The sequence below is a fragment of the Roseibium sp. RKSG952 genome (assembly GCF_009711355.1).
Map to the genome: position 1 here is coordinate 1 of NZ_SMMF01000933.1, position 16637 is coordinate 16637.

Below are 16637 nucleotides of genomic sequence, written 5' to 3' on the forward strand. Positions count from 1 at the left end.
TGAAGCGCACAGGTTCAAATCATACTCCCGAAAGCAGGTCGAATAACTTCAAAGCCGGATATCAAACACTTAACCTCGCACAATGCGAGGTTTTTTGCGTTCACACCATCGCCGCTGCAAGCACTGTGGAAGGAAAAAGGAACGTATTCACCTTCTATAGTGAACGGTAAACGTTACATGTTGCCCCTGATTGAGATCTTTCAGTAAGCGTTGCATCTGACCGCAACGTGACATTCTAAATGTTTCGAAAATAGAGTCTTGTGGTGGCGCTAGACGCCCAAATCTTTGGACATCGCCGTTTATCTAGTGGAAGAGGATGATTGGCCGCTTTTGCGGTCAAAACAGTGGCCTAATTTTAGACGCAAAGACTATCGTTGTAGAGACAGAAACTGGGGCTGAGTATCAGTCCATGTAACATCCATCACTGGTCAGGCTGTTCTGTCTCAGCTAGCTTGCCTGCCACGTTCTAAAAGCTGGGGAACTCTATACCAATGAAATGAGGTTATGTGGGGGTATCCAGCAATCGAATGGGGTCAGACGATCGCTTAAACGAAGCGGCAGAGGCCGCAGCTACCCGTTTCGGGGTGCTAAACTGCTTTCTTTCAGGAAAACCGAAACAGATAACCCACCTTCTTTCCCTTCAGACAGCTCCAAAATCGCTCCGTGATGATCGGAAATCGCTTTCACGAGCGCCAATCCCAGACCATTTCCTTGCCTCGAACGAGATCCATCCAATGTGAACAATGGCTGGAGAACATTCATCCGATCTCTCGCAGGGATACCCGGTCCTGTGTCTGCAATAGTCAACCTGTTGCCGTCGGTCTTGATTGAAACCAGAGCGCCACCGCCTGCGTATCTTATTGAATTCTCGATAAGATTAGACCCGAGTTGCAGCAGCAACTGGCGGTCGCCGGTCACGGTTCTGCAATTTCCAAGGTTCAGCGTGAGGGATTGCCCCGCTTCTTCCACACTGTCCGTGTAGAGATCATATAGCTGCTGCGCTATCGCATTGAGGTCTATCGGCGACATATGTGATTGGTCGGTACCTGCCGACAATCGCGATATGCGCAGGATGGCATCGAACGTACGCATGACTTTATCAGCCTTTGCAATCGCTTTTTCCTGCTCCGGGCCGTCCTCAATGTTGTCCAGTGCGAGGTGCAGTTCACTTAGTGGCGTCCGAAGCTCATGTGCAACATTGCGGGAAAAATCTCTCATCTGTTGGACAGAAGTTTCCAACCTTGTCGCGGCGGTATCAAAGCCGTGCATCAGGTCGTCCATGTCATCTCGTGATGACTGAGGTTGGATCCGATGGCCTAGATTGCCAATTGCTATTTGCTCGAATGCGCTTTGGACTTTGTTGATACGTCGCTGCTGAACAAGCCCGAGAAACACCCCAACAACCAGCGTCGCCATCACAGTGGCAATGGTGATCGGCCACATAATCTGGGGCAACAGATCCAATGCATCCTCGATTTCATGAATGGGTGTGAACACCGCCAATCGATCCGGGCCTATGTCCGTGACCAGAACTCTCCACAGATCCGGATCATCTTCCCACTCATGATAGGCATCGTGATCTTCGAAGTTGTCAGAATCCACGGGTGCGAACCGACGATCGTGAAACAGTTCGGCCCGGGTTAGATTTTGAAATCCCAGTGTCTCAAAGACGACGCTTCTGACGGGGCCAAAATTCTCATCCAGGGCCGACAGATACCCAAAGGATACTCCGGAATGTGCAGTAATCAGATTGTTGAATATTGAATCGCCCGGTCCAGATGCCGTTGCCGCACTCTCGAACCTCTGCGCATTCAAAGCCAGATCATCATCAATCGCATCAAAGACCTGGCGCGTAAGCTCGAACCGCAAAATGCTGCCTGCAATCAGGATGATCGCAAGGAACACAGCCGCAAGAAGCAGGGTGTTTCGCAGCGCACTCATGCGCAGGAGCTTTCTAAGCACCGAATACATAGCCTGCCCCGCGAACCGTTCTGAGCAACGCCGTATTGAAGGGCTTGTCTATCTTGTTGCGCAGTCGACTTACGTTTGTATTCACAACATTTGTTTCAGGGTCAAAGTTGATATCCCAAACCTTCTCCAAAAGCATGGAGCGCGTTAAAACCCGGCCTCTGTTACGCATAAAGACCTCGAGCAACCGGATTTCCTTGGCATGAAGCTCGATGATCTGATCACCCCGGCGGCAGGTCCGCGCGAGCAGGTCCAGTTCAAGGTCTTCGTATTTCAGTGTGGTTTCTTCGTTCGCCTGTATGGCCTGGGATCGGCGGCAAATCGCGACTATCCGTGCCGTTAACTCGCTGATTGCAAATGGTTTTGCAAGATAGTCGTCGGCACCTGCTTCTAGCCCTTCAACGCGATCGGTCACCTCGTTCAATGCCGTAAGCATCAGCACAGGTGTTGTGTTCTTGGCAGCACGCAATGCTTTGAGAACCGATAATCCGTCAAGTTCTGGAACCATCCGGTCAAGGATAAGCACGTCATAACTACGAGTTGTCGCTGCGAAAAGGGCATCAGGCCCGTTTTCGAAGCAATCCACGGAATGCCCGGCCTCTCCGAGGCCTTTCTCAACCCGATGGGTAATTTCCAAATTGTCTTCGAGTAGAAGCAGTTTCACCCTGATCGCACCCAAAACTAAGTTCAGGAGGCAATGTATATCACCTCCTGAAAAGTTTAGAACTTAATGATCATCATCGTGGTCATCGTGTTCGAAGTCATGATCATCACCATCATCATCGTCGTCATGATCCAGTTCCTCCAACATCGCGTGCAGTGCTTCGGGGGAGGCTGCTGAGATCGTATTGTTGGCGAGCACTTCGCCGGACACGCCGTCGATCTGAAGCATCGTGTGAGTTGTGTTGCTCTCGAGTTCGGCAACATAGACAGGGCTGTTGCCGTAGTGATCCACTTCAAGCGCCACCAGATTACCTTCTGCAGCACCGGTTGCGATTTCCATTGCCTTGGCAAACGGGACAGAGGGCGAGATCACTTTTTCTGTCCCGGCTGGTTCGGCTGAAACGAACGTGGATAGCGCCAGAAGAGACAGGCCAGATGCAGCGGCAATCGTCATTTTCTTTACGGTAGAGGAGTTCATGGTGTTTCCTTTTTGTCAGCGAGGTTCTCGGCTCGCATGACAGAAAATAGGCGCCCGAAGTTTCATGCAGATTCGTTCCGGAATACGTCTGTGTTATCTTTTGGTTGTTTGCGGCAGCTCTCCGCTCGGAGCTTTTCTGCGTGGCAGGGTTCCTGATACCTGCATCTGCAGACTCGCGTTAAGACTCCGGCAAACTCAGGTTACGATGAACAATTCAGCCAGATGTTCCGATGGTCAAAGTGTCCCAATCCAGTCCGAACTTCTGCAGGTACTTTCGTAATCGATCCGCATCATTCTGAGTTTTGCGCTTTTGTCGTGACACCGCAAACAGCATCCGGCCTGCGGCACTGATGCTGGGCGCGTTCTGACAGGTGTGTATGACCTTGGCCAATTGCACCATGTCAAAGGGGTCGATATCGCGGGCGGCTTCGCCAAGTACCTTCCGCACCAACGAGAAATCGGTGTCCGTGGCAGCTGCAGACCAGCCGGTTTGCAGGTTCAGGATCTCATCCTCGACCATAGCCCGGGTGATCCGCCCGCGGGGTGCAAGGGTGCACAGGCGTTTAACCGATCCGCTAAAGTCCCTAAAATTGCCGGGCCACAAAGTGGCGGGGTTATTTGCGAATTTCAGATAGGCATCATGCGCATCGGCGTTAAAGCCAACCCGCGTGCCCAGGGCGCGTTCTGATCGGGCGAGTTCGAACATCAGATTGGCTTCGATATCTTCACGGCGCGCGCGCAGGGCAGGGAGCCTGAAGTGCCACATGTTCAGCCGCGCCAGCAGGTCCTGACGAAACTGTCCGGCAGCGGCCAGCATATGCAGATCTCGATTGGCACCGGCAATGATCTGGAACCGGCTGGTGATTTCGTGGTCCGAACCTAGGGGGTAGAAGCGCCCGGTTTCAATGGCATGCAGTAGGACGGATTGTTCGTTCCAGCCCAACTCGTCGATCTCATCCAGAAACAGCACACCGCCATCCGCCTCTCGCAGCAATCCGCCGCGTTCGGATCCGGCCTGCCCCAGATAACTGCGCCGCTGCCCGAACAGCGTCGCCTGCGCATCGGGCCCATTCAGTGTGGCACAATTCACGTGAACCAGCCGCCCCTTGATACGGCGCCGATCAAGCTTGAGGTTGTAGATTCGTTCAGCGAGTTCCGTTTTTCCGGTACCGGTTTCGCCCAGCAACAGGATCGGCTCGTCCGAGTTGCTGGCGACCACTTCGATCCGATCGATAAGGGCATTGTACTGCCTGTTGCGCGTCTCGATTCCACCTTTCAATTGGTCACTGTATTCGCGCGATAGCTGATCGAACCGCTGCTGCAGCGCGTTGTAACGGCTGAGATCCAGATCGATGATATCGAATTTGGGTGTGTCATCGTCCGGTCCGGGCGGACCAGTCTGGATCAGCCGCGCGGGGATGTGGCGGCTTTCCGTCAGCAAAAACCAGCAGATCTGTGCCACGTGGGTGCCGGTGGTCAGGTGGACGTGATATTGCTCACGATCCTCGTCAAACCCATAGCTCCGGGCAAAGTCGAACAGTTTGCCATAGACCTCCTGAAAGTCCCATGGATCAGCCAGGTCCATTTGCTGCAGCAGAACTTCGGTTTGAGGAGACAGCTCTGCGATCTCTTGTTTGACCTGATGAGCGAGGCGATTGAATTTCCGGTCATACAGAAGTTCAAGTCGGTCGACGTCAAAATGATCATGCGAGACGAGGCTGGGCGTCGGCTTCCAGCGCCGTTTCTTGCCCATATCCAGTTGGGTACCGAGGAATCCGATGATGACGTTCTTCATTGCTATCATTTTCTATAAGAAGCGATAATTCTGGATATTAAAACAACAACCTATAAAGCTCAAATTTGTAATTAATCCATTAAAAACAAAGCTTTGTGTCTGTATTGGATTTTTCTCTGCACAATGCCCGCGCCATGGCAAAACCTCCTCATACAAAACGAGGACAAGAAAATGGCGAACAAATCCGTGTTTGCATCGATCAAAGGCCGGTTGCTGCCAAAGGCAACTGCAAAGAACGCGCATGGCGCACCGGCCTATGCTTATTCCGATGCCCATGCTCTGGCACAGGTCGCCGTGACCGGCACTTTCGGGGGCATGTTCTATCAAATGCCACAGGAAGAGCTGGAATACGTTCTGGATGTGGCCGAGGCCGTTGAGCCGAGGTTTCTTGCGCAGGCGGCAATCTACGCCCGCCAGTCGGGGTACATGAAGGATATGCCAGCGGTTCTGCTGGCCATCCTGGCCCGGCGTGATCCGGTTCTGTTTCGTACGGCCTTTGGTCGTGTAGTCGATAACGGCAAGATGCTGCGCACTTTTGTGCAGGTGATCCGGTCGGGTCAGACGGGGCGCAAGTCTCTGGGGTCAGCGCCGAAAGCGATGGTGCAGAACTGGCTGAACGCCGCGCCTGACCGGGCGCTGCTGAACGCCAATATCGGGAATGACCCGTCACTGGCGGACGTGATCAAGATGGTGCACCCGAAACCGTCCTCGGCTGAACGGGAGGCGCTGTTTGCCTGGATCGTCGGGCGGCCGTGCAATCTAGCGCGGCTGCCACAGGCCCTGCAGGACTGGATCGCGTTCCGGGAAACCGGGAAAGGTCTGATGCCGGATGTTCCGTTTCAGATGCTGACGCAGCTGAATCTGACGCCACAGCACTGGGCGCAGATCGCGCGCAAAGGCTCGTGGCAAATGGTGCGGCAGAACCTGAACACGTTTCAGCGTCACGGCGTTTTCGATGTGGCAAAGAACGTGGATCACGTCGCCTCATTGCTGCGAGACCCGCAGGCCATCGCCAAGGCACGTGCTTTTCCGTACCAGTTGATGGTGGCGGCGCAAAACGTGACCGAGGATATGCCGCGCGAGATCGTGGACGCACTGCATGATGCGATGGAAATCGCGGTGCAGAACGTGCCAAAGGTCGCGGGTCAGGTCGTCGTGTGTCCGGATGTGTCAGGCTCGATGAACGGTTCCGTGACCGGGTATCGCCCCGGGGCAACTTCGGTTGTTCGTCACGTGGATGTGGCGGCACTGGTCGCAGCGTCCTTCCAACGCGTGAACCGCGGGTCTCAGGTGCTGCCGTTCGACTTCGATGTGCGCAATGTACGTCTGCAGCCGCGCGACACGATCCTGACCAATGCCGAGCGTTTGGCCGTTCTGGCCGGTGGTGGGACAAACTGTTCCGCGCCGCTGAAGTGGCTGAACGAGCGTGGTCGCGCGCCGGATCTGGTGGTGTTCGTGTCCGACAACCAATCCTGGGTTGATGCCCGGGGCGGCGGGCAGGGGACCGCGATGTTGACCGAGTGGGAAGTGATCAAACGTCGCAACCCGAAGGCCAAACTGGTCTGCATCGATATCGCCCCATACGGGACTACACAGGCACAGACACGGTCCGACGTGTTGAATGTCGGTGGTTTCTCGGATGCGGTCTTTGACCAGATCGCGGCCTTTGCTGCCGGTCAGACCGGCCCGGATCACTGGGTTGGCGAGATCGAAAAGATCGAACTGTGAAAACGGGTCAGGCGGAATGCCTGTGGGACTACAGCTTTGAACTCTGTCAGATGTCTCACAAATCACTTGTCCGCCTGACCCGACAGATAACTCCCGGCGAATGCCGATGGGCCTACAGGGTCTGCCAATTTGGGTTCACGCCCCAACGTTGCTCCTTGCGGCGAGCTCAGTGGAGAGAGCGGGTGGAGAGATTTGCTCATCACGATTTGTCGCCGGGACCTGACAACATCAGGCAGAATGCCGGTGGGACTACATCGCTGTTTACGATCCGCGCCCGTAAAGGGCGCTGTCTCACCAACTCTTGTCTGCCTGACCAGAAACGAAAGGAATACCCCGGCGAATGCCGAAGGAACTACATGGCGCAACAGGGACAGGCCGAGCGGGTTCAACTCCCCTCCGTGCCGGCGCCCAGACGGCAAACGCATCTGCCCATTCAGATGCGGGACGGGCCTCCCAATTGTTTCTTCATCCCTTGTCGCCGGGGCCTGAGATTGAGATAGAGCAATGGAAGACTACCGAAATTACCCTCCGCTAGAGTCGGAAACTGATCTAGATTATGCCCGCCGGCTCGAGAGCAGCGGCGGGGAAGAAATGTGGATTCGAAAAGCGCTGCGGGCACACCGCCAGATGCCGCTGGAAAGCATGAGTGATTTCTTTGAGGATTTCCCTGATGCGCGCCTTCGGCACCTGCAGCTTCTAACAAGCCTTCACCCGGGGCGAAGCAATCATTCGCTCATCAAGAAAGTTTCTAAAAACCTAGGTATCTCAGAAGACTGTGCGAAATCTTGGGTCAAGAAATTCGAAGAAACACCGCAAAGCAAGTATGACGTTGCGAGCGAGAAGACCAATGACTGAAGAAACCGAAGTTTATCCCGTAACCGGGGAACATCTGAAAGATTGGGGACACCGCCCGGGGAAGCAATTCCCGACCCTTCTGGCGCGCGCGAATGAGATGCGGGCCGAAGGGTTCGGGCTGGTTCGGATCCGGCAGGAGCTGGAGGGCGAAATCCCACCGGCACCGGTCACGATGGATCCGCGCCTGCCGGGCGAAGTGACCTTTCACGAGAACATCGAGGCCACTGATCCCGATGAAGAAGACAACGTCGCGAAAGTGCGTGAGACGATGACCGCCCTGATGCGGACGCCGACGATCGAAGCCGGTGCGATCATGCCCGATGCCTGTCCGGCGGGGCCGGTTGGAACGATCCCTGTGGGGGGTGTGGCCGCCGCTCGCAATGCGATCCATCCGGGGATGCATTCGGCGGATATCTGTTGTTCGGTGATGATCACGGATCTGGGCGATGCTGATCCCAAGACGGTTCTGGATGCGGCGCAATCGGTGACCCATTTCGGACCCGGCGGGCGCCCGCAGGGCAAGCGGTTTACAACATCGCTCAAGCTGCTGGATGCATTCCGTGAGAACCCGTTTCTGGACAACCCGAAATCTCTGCGCATGGCGCAGGAACATATGGGTACCCAGGGTGATGGAAACCACTTTCTGTTCGTCGGTCGGTCCCGCAAAACCGGACGGACTGCGATCGTAACCCATCACGGATCGCGTGGTCCGGGGGCGGTTCTGTACAAGAACGGCATGGTTGTGGCCGAGCGGTTCCGGAAAGAGCTGTCGCCAAAGACTGCCAAGCAGAACGCCTGGATTCCTGCGGACACCGAAGAAGGACGGGATTACTGGGAAGCACTGCAACTGATCCGCAAGTGGACCAAAGCCAACCATAACGCGATCCATCAGGCCACGGTCGAGGCGGCACGCGTTGGGGAAGTTGGTGAAAGGTTCTGGAACGAGCATAACTTTGTGTTCAAGCGTGGTGAGCTGTTCTTCCATGGCAAGGGCGCGACCCCCGCCTGGGGTGATTACGCCGCTGATGCCACGGGGCTGACGCTGATCCCGCTGAACATGTCCGAGCCCGTACTGGTTGTGCGTGGTAAGGACGCGGATCACGGGTTGGGGTTCAGTCCGCATGGCGCGGGGCGCAACTTCTCGCGCTCGGAGCACAAGCGGCGCATGGGGTCGGTCACGTCCGAACAGATGCTGCGGGCCGAAACCGACGGGCTGGATATCCGGTTCCACGCCGGTGCGGTCGATGCGTCGGAACTGCCATCCAGTTACAAAAGTGCCGATAGCGTCGTAGCGCAGATAAAGTCGTATGATCTGGCCGAGATCGAAGACTATATCGATCCCTACGGCTGCATCATGGCCGGCGACGTTCCGCCGTTCTGGAAGAACCGAAAGAAGGGGCGGAGGTAAGGATACTGGCGTCCGCTTCGTTGGTCAGATGCGACGATTCAGCGAGCAAATGGCCTCGCTTTTAAGCTTGAACAATTGAGCAGGGCGCGCAGTCGCTTTGCTCTTTTGTCCGACAACGGGCTCGATCAGGTTCATTTCGTCCATCTTTCGGCGGAAGGCGCTGTCGTTCAGGTTCGTCCCGAGAACAAGCTCGTATGTTCGGCGTAGTTCAGAATAGGTGAACGTCGGCGGCAAAAGGAACGCCGGAAGATTAGACCAGCTCCCCTTGGCCCGAAGCCTGTCAGTAGCTGCCGCAACAATGGCATTGTGATCAAAGGCCAAATCTCCGGGTTCGTCGACAGGCACCCACTTCAGCGCGGTTTCAGTTGGCCTCTCGCCGCGGACCAACGCGTAATAAACGACGGTCGCTGACCAACCGCGCGGGTCCCGGTCAGGGCTGGAGAACGTGCCCAACTGTTCACAGAACACACCATTTAGACCGGTCTTTTCCCGGATGATGCGCAATGCAGTAGCTTCTGTATTGGCATCTTCATCCGTGTGAACGAAGCCGCCCGGTAGGGCATTGCTTCCGGAATAGGGGGCATCTCCTCGCTGAAGGATTCCGACCCAAAGCGTTTCTTCCCGCAGCTCCAGAAGCACAACATCAACAGTCAGAATGGGGGCAGGGTAGATTGTCATCCAAAATACTTGACTCATATGTCAGCAACATGCAACTTGCATTTTGCAAATTGCATGAGGAATCTACAATGTTGGATCAGTTGGACACTCCGCCCTTAGTTGTTCTGTGGCGCGTGATGGACACATGTAATCTCGCTTGTCCATTCTGCGCATATGATAAAAGGTTGGCGTTCCCGCGTTCTGCGGCCTCCCCCGCAGAAGTTAGCCGGGTGATCGGGCTGTTGGCCGGTCTGCAACAGGCCGAAGGTCGCAAAGTCATGCTGAGCTGGCTTGGCGGTGAGCCGACCCTCTGGCAGGATTTCGGAAGGATGACTGACCAGGCGGCGAAGGCAGGGCTGGCGCAAAGCCTGACAACCAACGGCACAACGCTCGGCTCAAGCAGCTTGCGCGCGAGATTGGCGGATCAGTTCGATGAAGTGACACTTAGCGTCGATGCAATCGGTCAGCGCCACGAGGACCTGCGCGGCTGGCGCGGAGGGTTCACAAAGCTGGAGCGCTGGGTTCCGAAGCTGGCAGAGGATGCTTTGGCAAAGAACAGTGCGTTGCGCGTACGGGCAAATGTCGTGCTGATGCATGACACGCTTGGCGAATTCGAAAACCTGTGTGCCGTGCTGGCGGATTGGGGTGTTTCCCAAATCACCTTCAACCAGCTTGGGGGTCGTGACAGGCCAGAGTTCTTTCCCCAAAATCGCTTGACCGCTGATGACGTGACCAAGTTAAAGAGGGTCCTCCCAGGTCTCAGATCAAGGTTGAAGAGCCGAGGGGTAGAGCTGCTTGGCGGTGATCCCTATATCGGGCGGATAGCTGACTCTGCCAAAAACGTGGCGCTGAAAATTGACGATTGTCAGGTCGCCCGCAACTTCTTGTTCATAGATGAAAAGGGCAACATAGCACCCTGTGCTTTTGTCGAGGACTATTTTGGTATCACCACGGCCGACGTGCAGAGCGTTGCGCAATTTTCAGCAATACCTGGACAGCTGTGTGCGATGCAAAAGCGGTGTCCTGCTGATGCTTGCAAGAACTGTATGAGCACACAGCAGTTTTCAAAGTTTGCAACGGAAATTAAGCTGCGGGTGTAAGGCTGCTCGGGGTGCGACTTTCAATCTGAATAAGCCGCAATTCGCTGCGCAGCGATTCAGTTGGTCATTTCCATCCGGTCGTACAAATGGTCTGTACACTCCGTCCTGTCCTCTTCTAGTGTCTCGCCAAATCCGTTTCAGGGAATTCAGTAATGAAAGTTGCCACGGCCGCCTACGATCTCGATTGGCTCGACAATTGGACACAGTACGAGGACAAGCTTGACCGTTGGGTCTCAGAGGCGGTGGGGCAGGGGGCCGAGTTGCTGGTCTTCCCTGAATACGGCGCAATGGAATTGTCGACACTGGATGGTGCCGAAGTTGCCGGAGATCTGGAGCGTTCGATCCGTTCGGTTTCAGATCGGATGGGGGATGTACAAAACCTGCATACCCGCCTCGCGAAAGAGTACAAAACACACATTCTGGGTGCATCCGCCCCGGTTCTGGAAGGTCCCGGCCGTCCCGTAAACCGGGCCAAGCTCTACACGCCAGAGGGCGGCCAGGATCATCAGGACAAGCAGATCATGACGCGTTTCGAGCGAGAGGACTGGGACGTTGCTCCCGGCGGTCCGTTGAAATTGTTCGACACCGCACTCGGCAAAATCGGTGTGCTGATCTGCTATGACAGTGAGTTTCCCTTGCTGGGCCGCGCCCTTCAGGAGGCCGATTTGATCTTGGTGCCATCCTGCACCGAAGCGCTGTCAGGGTATTGGCGTGTGCGCATCGGCGCAATGTCACGCGCCCTTGAAAATCAATGTGTTACGGTCATGTCATCACTAGTGGGCAGCAATGAATGGTCCGAAGCGGTGGATATGAACACCGGAACAGGTGGTATATTCGGCCCACCGGATACCGGCTTTCCTGAAACCGGCGTCCTGGCCGAAGGTCAGCTGAACAAACCGGGCTGGACCTATGCCGAGGTCGACTTGTCGGCGATTGCTCATGTCCGCGCAGATGGCCGTGTGCTGAACCGGACGCACTGGGCTGAGCAGGACAGCCGAGTCGATTCGGTCACATTGTGTCGCCTTTAGGTGATTCCACCCTTGAAATAAGGCCGAAATAGGCTCATTTAAGCGCACACACTGCAGATTCTGCAGGTGCAACGTAATGATGGAGACAACATGGCCAAGGAAGATACGCTCGAATTTCCCGGTGTCGTGAAGGAACTCCTGCCTAATGCGACGTTTCGGGTCGAGCTGGAAAACGGCCATGAGATCATCGCACATACGGCAGGCAAGATGCGTAAAAACCGCATCCGTGTTCTGGCCGGCGACAAAGTTCAGGTCGAAATGACCCCTTATGATCTGACCAAGGGTCGGATCAACTACCGCTTCAAGTAACGCCTGCCGCAATGGCGTTTATCTTAGGATCGGGCAGCCCAAGGCGGCTGGACCTGTTGGCCCAGCTTGGCGTGCAGCCCGATGCAATTCGTGCGCCTGACATCGACGAAACCCCGCTGAAAGGAGAGCTGCCGGTTCCCTATTGCAACCGCATTACGCGTGCAAAAGTGCAGGCAGTTCAGGCGGATAGCGATGACGTCACTCTGTGCGCAGATACCACAGTTGCGTTGGGTCGCCGCATTTTCGGCAAGCCCGAAAGCGCGGGCCAAGCAGCCGAATTCCTGCATGCCCTGTCAGGTCGGCGACACCGCGTAATTACTTCGGTGGCTGTGCGGCGCGGTGACAAAATACTGCAGCGCGACGTTGTTTCTCAGGTCAAGGTCAAACGGCTGTCAGATGTTGAGATCAACGCTTATCTGGCAACCGGGGATTGGCAAGGCAAAGCAGGCGCTTATGCCATTCAAGGGCCGGCCGGAGCTTTCATTCCGTGGATTTCGGGTTCGTTTACGGGCATCGTAGGACTGCCCCTGTCTGAAACCGCCGCCCTTTTGCAAGGTATCGGCTACCCCCTGTATCGTGAGGCACCATGAAGGGTCGCACCATCGTTCTTGATCACATCGACAATCGCGAAGCCGCAGCTCTGATGGTTGATGGCAAGCTGGATGATTTCCTGATTGACGGAGACGCCCCGCGACTGGGAACAATCTATCGCGCCCGGGCCGACCGCCCTGTCAAAGGACAAGGCGGGATGTTTCTGACAACACCGGATGGCCCGGCCTTTTTGCGGCAGGTAAAAGGGTTGGCTCCGGGCGCTATGCTTCTGGTTCAGGTGACAGGGTATGCTGAACCCGGAAAGGCGCTGCCGGTAACCGACCGCGTCCTGTTCAAAAGCCGATTTGCGATCGTGACGCCCGATGCGCCGGGTCTGAATATCTCACGCAGCATTCGTGACGAAGATGAGCGGGACAGACTGCTGGAAATCGCACACGAGCAGATGGGCGACAGCAAGTATGGCCTGATCCTGCGCTCATGCTGTGCCGGAGAAGATGCCGAAGAGATCGCCGAAGATATCAGCGCTATGCTGGCGCAGGCGGATCAGGTTCTTGCTGACGAAAGTACCGAGCCTGAAGTGATGCTTGAGGGCGATGGCCCGCATGTGCTGGCTTGGCGAGAATGGACAGAACCCGCTGACGTTGTGACGCAATCCGGTGGATTTGAGGCTCATGGCGTCCTTGATGCGCTCGATACTGCTCGTGGAATCTCGGAACCTCTTCCCGGTGGAGGGCATTTTTACATACAACCCACCCGGGCTCTGATTGCCGTTGATGTGAACACCGGCGCAGACACTTCACTGGCTGCCGGAACAAAAGCAAACTTTGCCTGCGCCAAGCTGTTGGCCCGAGCACTGCGTGTGCGTGGATTGGGTGGCCAGATTACCTTGGATCTAGCGCCGATGCCCAAAAAAGACCGACGCGGTTTTGAATCATCGCTTCGGGCCGCATTCAAAGCGGACCCGATGGAAACGACCCTGGCCGGCTGGACACCTCTAGGCCACTTCGAGCTTCAGCGTAAACGCGGTCGAATCCCATTGTCGGAGGTGTTGAAATGAGCTGTCCGATCTGCGGCGAAGACACCGTGACAAAGTTCCGTCCGTTCTGCTCGAAACGCTGTGCCGATATCGATTTGGCCAAATGGCTGAATGGCTCCTACGCTGTGCCATCACAGCGTGAGGAGGACGTTGAAAGCGAAGAATCTCTGGGTGAACAGAGCTTACAGCGCCCGCATTGAAAAAATGTAAAAAAGCCTCTGGACACTGCCTGGTGCAAGTCATAGAAGGCCTCCACCCAACGACGAAAGTCGTTCCCGTGCCCGGGTAGCTCAGGGGTAGAGCAGTGGATTGAAAATCCTCGTGTCGGTGGTTCGATTCCGCCCCCGGGCACCACTTTTACCAAGTAAAAGTAATGTGTTGGCGATATTGCCGCAATTGCACCTCTTTGATCGTTTGCCCGGGACTGCAACCAGTATTTCATGGATGCTCTTTATTAGAAACCCGAGAACGTCTCTCTTAAGTCAGCTTAGTTACCCCGCGACGCAAGAACGCATCTAATTAGCGTCAAGCGATCTTGATGCCGCCTTACTCATCCTTAAATTGCACTCCGTAATGTTCGGAGTCATTTTATGCCCACAACCAAAACGTTGGTTTGCTTGGCAAACTCATTTCGCCCGGGCGGCAGCTGCGTCGCGGGAATTGAATGCGCTAATGGTCAATTGGGCAGTTGGATACGCCCAGTTAGTCATCGCGGTAGCCAAGCAATTAGCAATCCAGAGAAGACATATGCGGACGGCAGCCAGTTGGCGATGTTAGATTTGGTGGAGATTACTTTTGATGCTCACAAGCCCGAGCATCACCAGACGGAGAACTGGTTGATCACTGAGGGGGTAAATTGGAGAAAAGTGGGGCATTTGGAGCCCACCGATTTGCCTCCAGCCGTCTTGCCAGTTGGAGCCGGCCTATGGCGACCTGCGACCAGCACGTTTACTGGCCAAAATGATGAAGTCCCTGCCTTCTTTGCCAAGAGGTTTGATAGTTCTCTTGCTCTTGTTAGGCCAGAGGTGGCGACCATTGACGTTTCGTTTAACCCGCATGGCGACAAAACCGAGGTTTGGGTGAGTTTCATTTGGGCAGGGGCACACCATAAGATCAAACTCACCGATCCAGAACAGTTTGCACGTTTCAATACAGGTATTGGCGATAGGCACGCGCTTTCGAATCCGTTTCTTTGCATAAGCTTGGCGCATGTATGGGAGAAGCGCGGCACTGCTTCCAAGTTAGTCGCGGGCTTGATAGCCTGAGTCTATGGAACAGGCAAAATGCATATATACAGTCGGGCATTCGACGCAGACTTTTGAGAGATTTTTGAGCTTGCTGTTGAAGAACCAAGTTACCGCTGTGGCAGATGTAAGGTCTTCACCTTACAGTCGCCATGCGCCGCATTTCAATACAGATGCCCTAATGAGCGCACTCAATGAGAATGGGATTGCTTACGTTTTTTTGGGGAGGGAACTTGGTGCAAGGTCCGATGATGCTTCTTGCTACATCGATAACACCGTTAGCTACAAGAAGCTGGCCAATACACCTCTCTTCCTGTCTGGCATCAGGAGGGTTGAGGATGGAAGTCAGAACTATCGAATTGCACTAATGTGCTCTGAGCGCGATCCGACTGAATGCCACCGGACAATTTTGGTATCCAGAGTTCTAAAAGAACGAGGCGCATCTATAAGCCACATTCTTGGTGACGGAACGCTGGAGCCACACAGAAACACCATGTTGAGAGTGCTCGACATCCTCGGAACGCCCCGAGGTGACATGCTCGATTCTGAAGATGACTTGATTGCTCGGGCCTATGAAGGTCGTGAAAAGCAAATCGCCTACCGGCGGGAAGGATGAACGTAACATGGTTCAGGTATTCACTATTGGATTTACCAAATCCACCGCCGAGCATTTTTTTGGTCGTCTGAAAGAGTCTCAGTCGCGGAAGCTCGTTGATGTTCGACTAAATAACGTTTCGCAATTGGCTGGCTTTGCCAAAAGGGACGATCTTAAGTTCTTCGCAAAAAGCCTCTGCAATATGGACTACGCACATGTTCCAAAGTTTGCACCGACTAAGCCGATGCTTGATGCATACAAGAAAAAGAAAATCGACTGGTCCAACTACGAAAACCAATATCTTGATCTGATGATAAAGCGGCAGGTTGAAAAGCTACGCCCTGCTGATTTGGATGGATGCTGTTTGCTTTGTAGCGAAGACACTCCGCACTTTTGTCACCGACGTGTCTTGGCCGAATACCTCGACGAGAAATGGGGCAACGTTGAAATCATCCACCTTTGAAATCGGCATGATCGGAAAGCTCTAGAAGGATTAACCCCCCTCAAGGTTTTGTCCTTTTGGGGGCCATCACAGCCTATTCACAACTCGCAAAGCAGGGCGCTTGCCATCGCCCGTCGCTTCCATCCGGTCCGCTTGCGGCAAAATGCCGGAAAGTAGCATTTCAACCTCAGCAACGGGCAAAGTCAGATCGTCTGCGAGATGATGGTGGTTTTTGCGATCAGCCCAGAGTTCGGAGAGGACCATCTTCCAGAGAACTGAGCATTCGCGGGAAATCCCCTCCGGCTCGCCACTTCGATACCCTCGTTTTCCAAGCTCAATACATATCGACCGATATTGCCACTCGGTCAGCATTGGACGTTGAAGATGATGCAGGCGGTAAGCGAGAGCCATGGCTGAAACCCTCCAACGCCTCTTGGCTTTGATTATGACATCAGCCGTAATGAAGCGAGGTAGGCGCAGGCGAACATCTTCCTCGGGCATCAAGAATGCCGCCGCAAATCTGTTTGCTTCTACCTCAACGTTTCGAGTGTCTTCGAAAGGATTGGGCTCTTTGCTGCCTTTTTAACCACCCGGCGTCGTGCCATGCTTGTGCAAAACAAGGTGGCCTAATTCGTGAGCCGCATCAAAGATGCTGCGTTCTGCCGAGCTTTACGACTTTTGCCCAGAGCTCTGTATGAGCTATAGCAAGTGAGTGAAATATATCGGTTGAATGGTGCTGCTGGAGAGAATTGAACTCTCGACCTCTCCCTTACCAAGGG

Annotated in this window: 17 protein-coding genes, 1 tRNA gene and 1 pseudogene; 13 read left to right on the forward strand and 6 right to left on the reverse strand. The window is 54.8% G+C overall.

The annotated features are described in order from the left end of the window. Positions 1-570: 570 nt before the first annotated feature. From E1297_RS25250 to rtcR, 4 genes are all read right to left on the reverse strand, one after another. Positions 571-1941: a HAMP domain-containing sensor histidine kinase gene (locus E1297_RS25250; protein WP_196223403.1), complete on the reverse strand. Its 1371-nt coding sequence runs from the start codon at positions 1939-1941 to the stop codon at positions 571-573. Positions 1942-1954: 13 nt separating this feature from the next. Next, on the reverse strand, positions 1955-2632 hold the full coding sequence (locus tag E1297_RS25255) for a winged helix-turn-helix domain-containing protein (protein ID WP_368669675.1): 678 nt from the start codon (positions 2630-2632) through the stop codon (positions 1955-1957). A gap of 63 nt (positions 2633-2695) precedes the next feature. Continuing rightward, on the reverse strand, positions 2696-3109 hold the full coding sequence (locus E1297_RS25260; RefSeq protein WP_155143271.1) for a PepSY domain-containing protein: 414 nt from the start codon (positions 3107-3109) through the stop codon (positions 2696-2698). Between the two features lie 214 nt (positions 3110-3323). Next, positions 3324-4904: an RNA repair transcriptional activator RtcR gene (gene rtcR, locus E1297_RS25265; RefSeq protein WP_155143272.1), complete on the reverse strand. Its 1581-nt coding sequence runs from the start codon at positions 4902-4904 to the stop codon at positions 3324-3326. A gap of 171 nt (positions 4905-5075) precedes the next feature. On the opposite strand from rtcR, the gene E1297_RS25270 reads away from it, so the two are divergent. The 3 genes from E1297_RS25270 to E1297_RS25280 all read left to right on the forward strand — a co-directional run bounded on the left by E1297_RS25270 (position 5076) and on the right by E1297_RS25280 (position 8895). Next, positions 5076-6632, forward strand: coding sequence for a TROVE domain-containing protein (locus E1297_RS25270; protein ID WP_155143273.1), 1557 nt, complete (start codon positions 5076-5078; stop codon positions 6630-6632). 504 nt (positions 6633-7136) lie between these two features. Further along, positions 7137-7487 (forward strand): hypothetical protein, encoded by a 351-nt coding sequence (locus tag E1297_RS25275; RefSeq protein ID WP_155143274.1) that lies wholly within the window; start codon positions 7137-7139, stop codon positions 7485-7487. Continuing rightward, complete coding sequence (locus tag E1297_RS25280) at positions 7480-8895, forward strand: RtcB family protein (RefSeq protein WP_155143275.1); 1416 nt, start codon at positions 7480-7482, stop codon at positions 8893-8895. The genes E1297_RS25275 and E1297_RS25280 overlap by 8 nt, the downstream gene beginning before the upstream one ends. 24 nt (positions 8896-8919) lie before the next feature. On the opposite strand, the gene E1297_RS25285 is transcribed toward E1297_RS25280, so the two are convergent. After that, positions 8920-9573, reverse strand: a complete 654-nt coding sequence (locus E1297_RS25285; RefSeq protein WP_155143276.1) for an NUDIX domain-containing protein — start codon at positions 9571-9573, stop codon at positions 8920-8922. Positions 9574-9641: 68 nt separating this feature from the next. Here E1297_RS25285 and E1297_RS25290 point away from each other — a divergent pair, with 68 nt between their 5' ends. From E1297_RS25290 to E1297_RS25335, 10 genes are all read left to right on the forward strand, one after another. Then, a complete protein-coding gene (locus E1297_RS25290; RefSeq protein WP_196223404.1) occupies positions 9642-10652 on the forward strand; it encodes a radical SAM protein in 1011 nt (336 codons plus the stop codon). 152 nt (positions 10653-10804) lie between these two features. After that, positions 10805-11680: a carbon-nitrogen hydrolase family protein gene (locus E1297_RS25295; RefSeq protein ID WP_155143278.1), complete on the forward strand. Its 876-nt coding sequence runs from the start codon at positions 10805-10807 to the stop codon at positions 11678-11680. Positions 11681-11770: 90 nt separating this feature from the next. Beyond that, the gene (gene infA, locus E1297_RS25300) at positions 11771-11989 is read left to right on the forward strand and encodes a translation initiation factor IF-1 (RefSeq protein WP_005978431.1); all 219 of its coding nucleotides are present in this window, start codon (positions 11771-11773) and stop codon (positions 11987-11989) included. Positions 11990-12000: 11 nt separating this feature from the next. Beyond that, positions 12001-12579 carry a nucleoside triphosphate pyrophosphatase gene (locus tag E1297_RS25305; RefSeq protein ID WP_155143279.1) on the forward strand — a complete coding sequence of 193 codons (579 nt, stop codon included), beginning with the start codon at positions 12001-12003 and terminating at the stop codon, positions 12577-12579. After that, positions 12576-13598 (forward strand): ribonuclease E/G, encoded by a 1023-nt coding sequence (locus E1297_RS25310; protein ID WP_155143280.1) that lies wholly within the window; start codon positions 12576-12578, stop codon positions 13596-13598. The genes E1297_RS25305 and E1297_RS25310 overlap by 4 nt, the downstream gene beginning before the upstream one ends. After that, positions 13595-13777, forward strand: coding sequence for a DNA gyrase inhibitor YacG (locus E1297_RS25315; protein ID WP_155143281.1), 183 nt, complete (start codon positions 13595-13597; stop codon positions 13775-13777). The genes E1297_RS25310 and E1297_RS25315 overlap by 4 nt, the downstream gene beginning before the upstream one ends. Before the next feature lie 79 nt (positions 13778-13856). Then, positions 13857-13931, forward strand: a tRNA-Phe gene (locus tag E1297_RS25320). A 236-nt stretch (positions 13932-14167) separates the two neighbouring features. Beyond that, positions 14168-14842, forward strand: coding sequence for a hypothetical protein (locus tag E1297_RS25325; RefSeq protein WP_155143282.1), 675 nt, complete (start codon positions 14168-14170; stop codon positions 14840-14842). Between the two features lie 64 nt (positions 14843-14906). Next, positions 14907-15437 carry a DUF488 family protein gene (locus E1297_RS25330; RefSeq protein ID WP_209015987.1) on the forward strand — a complete coding sequence of 177 codons (531 nt, stop codon included), beginning with the start codon at positions 14907-14909 and terminating at the stop codon, positions 15435-15437. A 7-nt stretch (positions 15438-15444) separates the two neighbouring features. Further along, positions 15445-15879, forward strand: coding sequence for a DUF488 family protein (locus tag E1297_RS25335; RefSeq protein ID WP_155143284.1), 435 nt, complete (start codon positions 15445-15447; stop codon positions 15877-15879). Positions 15880-15945: 66 nt separating this feature from the next. On the opposite strand, the pseudogene E1297_RS25340 reads toward E1297_RS25335, so the two are convergent. Beyond that, positions 15946-16512, reverse strand: a pseudogene (locus tag E1297_RS25340) (ImmA/IrrE family metallo-endopeptidase); the annotation flags it as partial. Between the last annotated feature and the right edge of the window lie 125 nt (positions 16513-16637).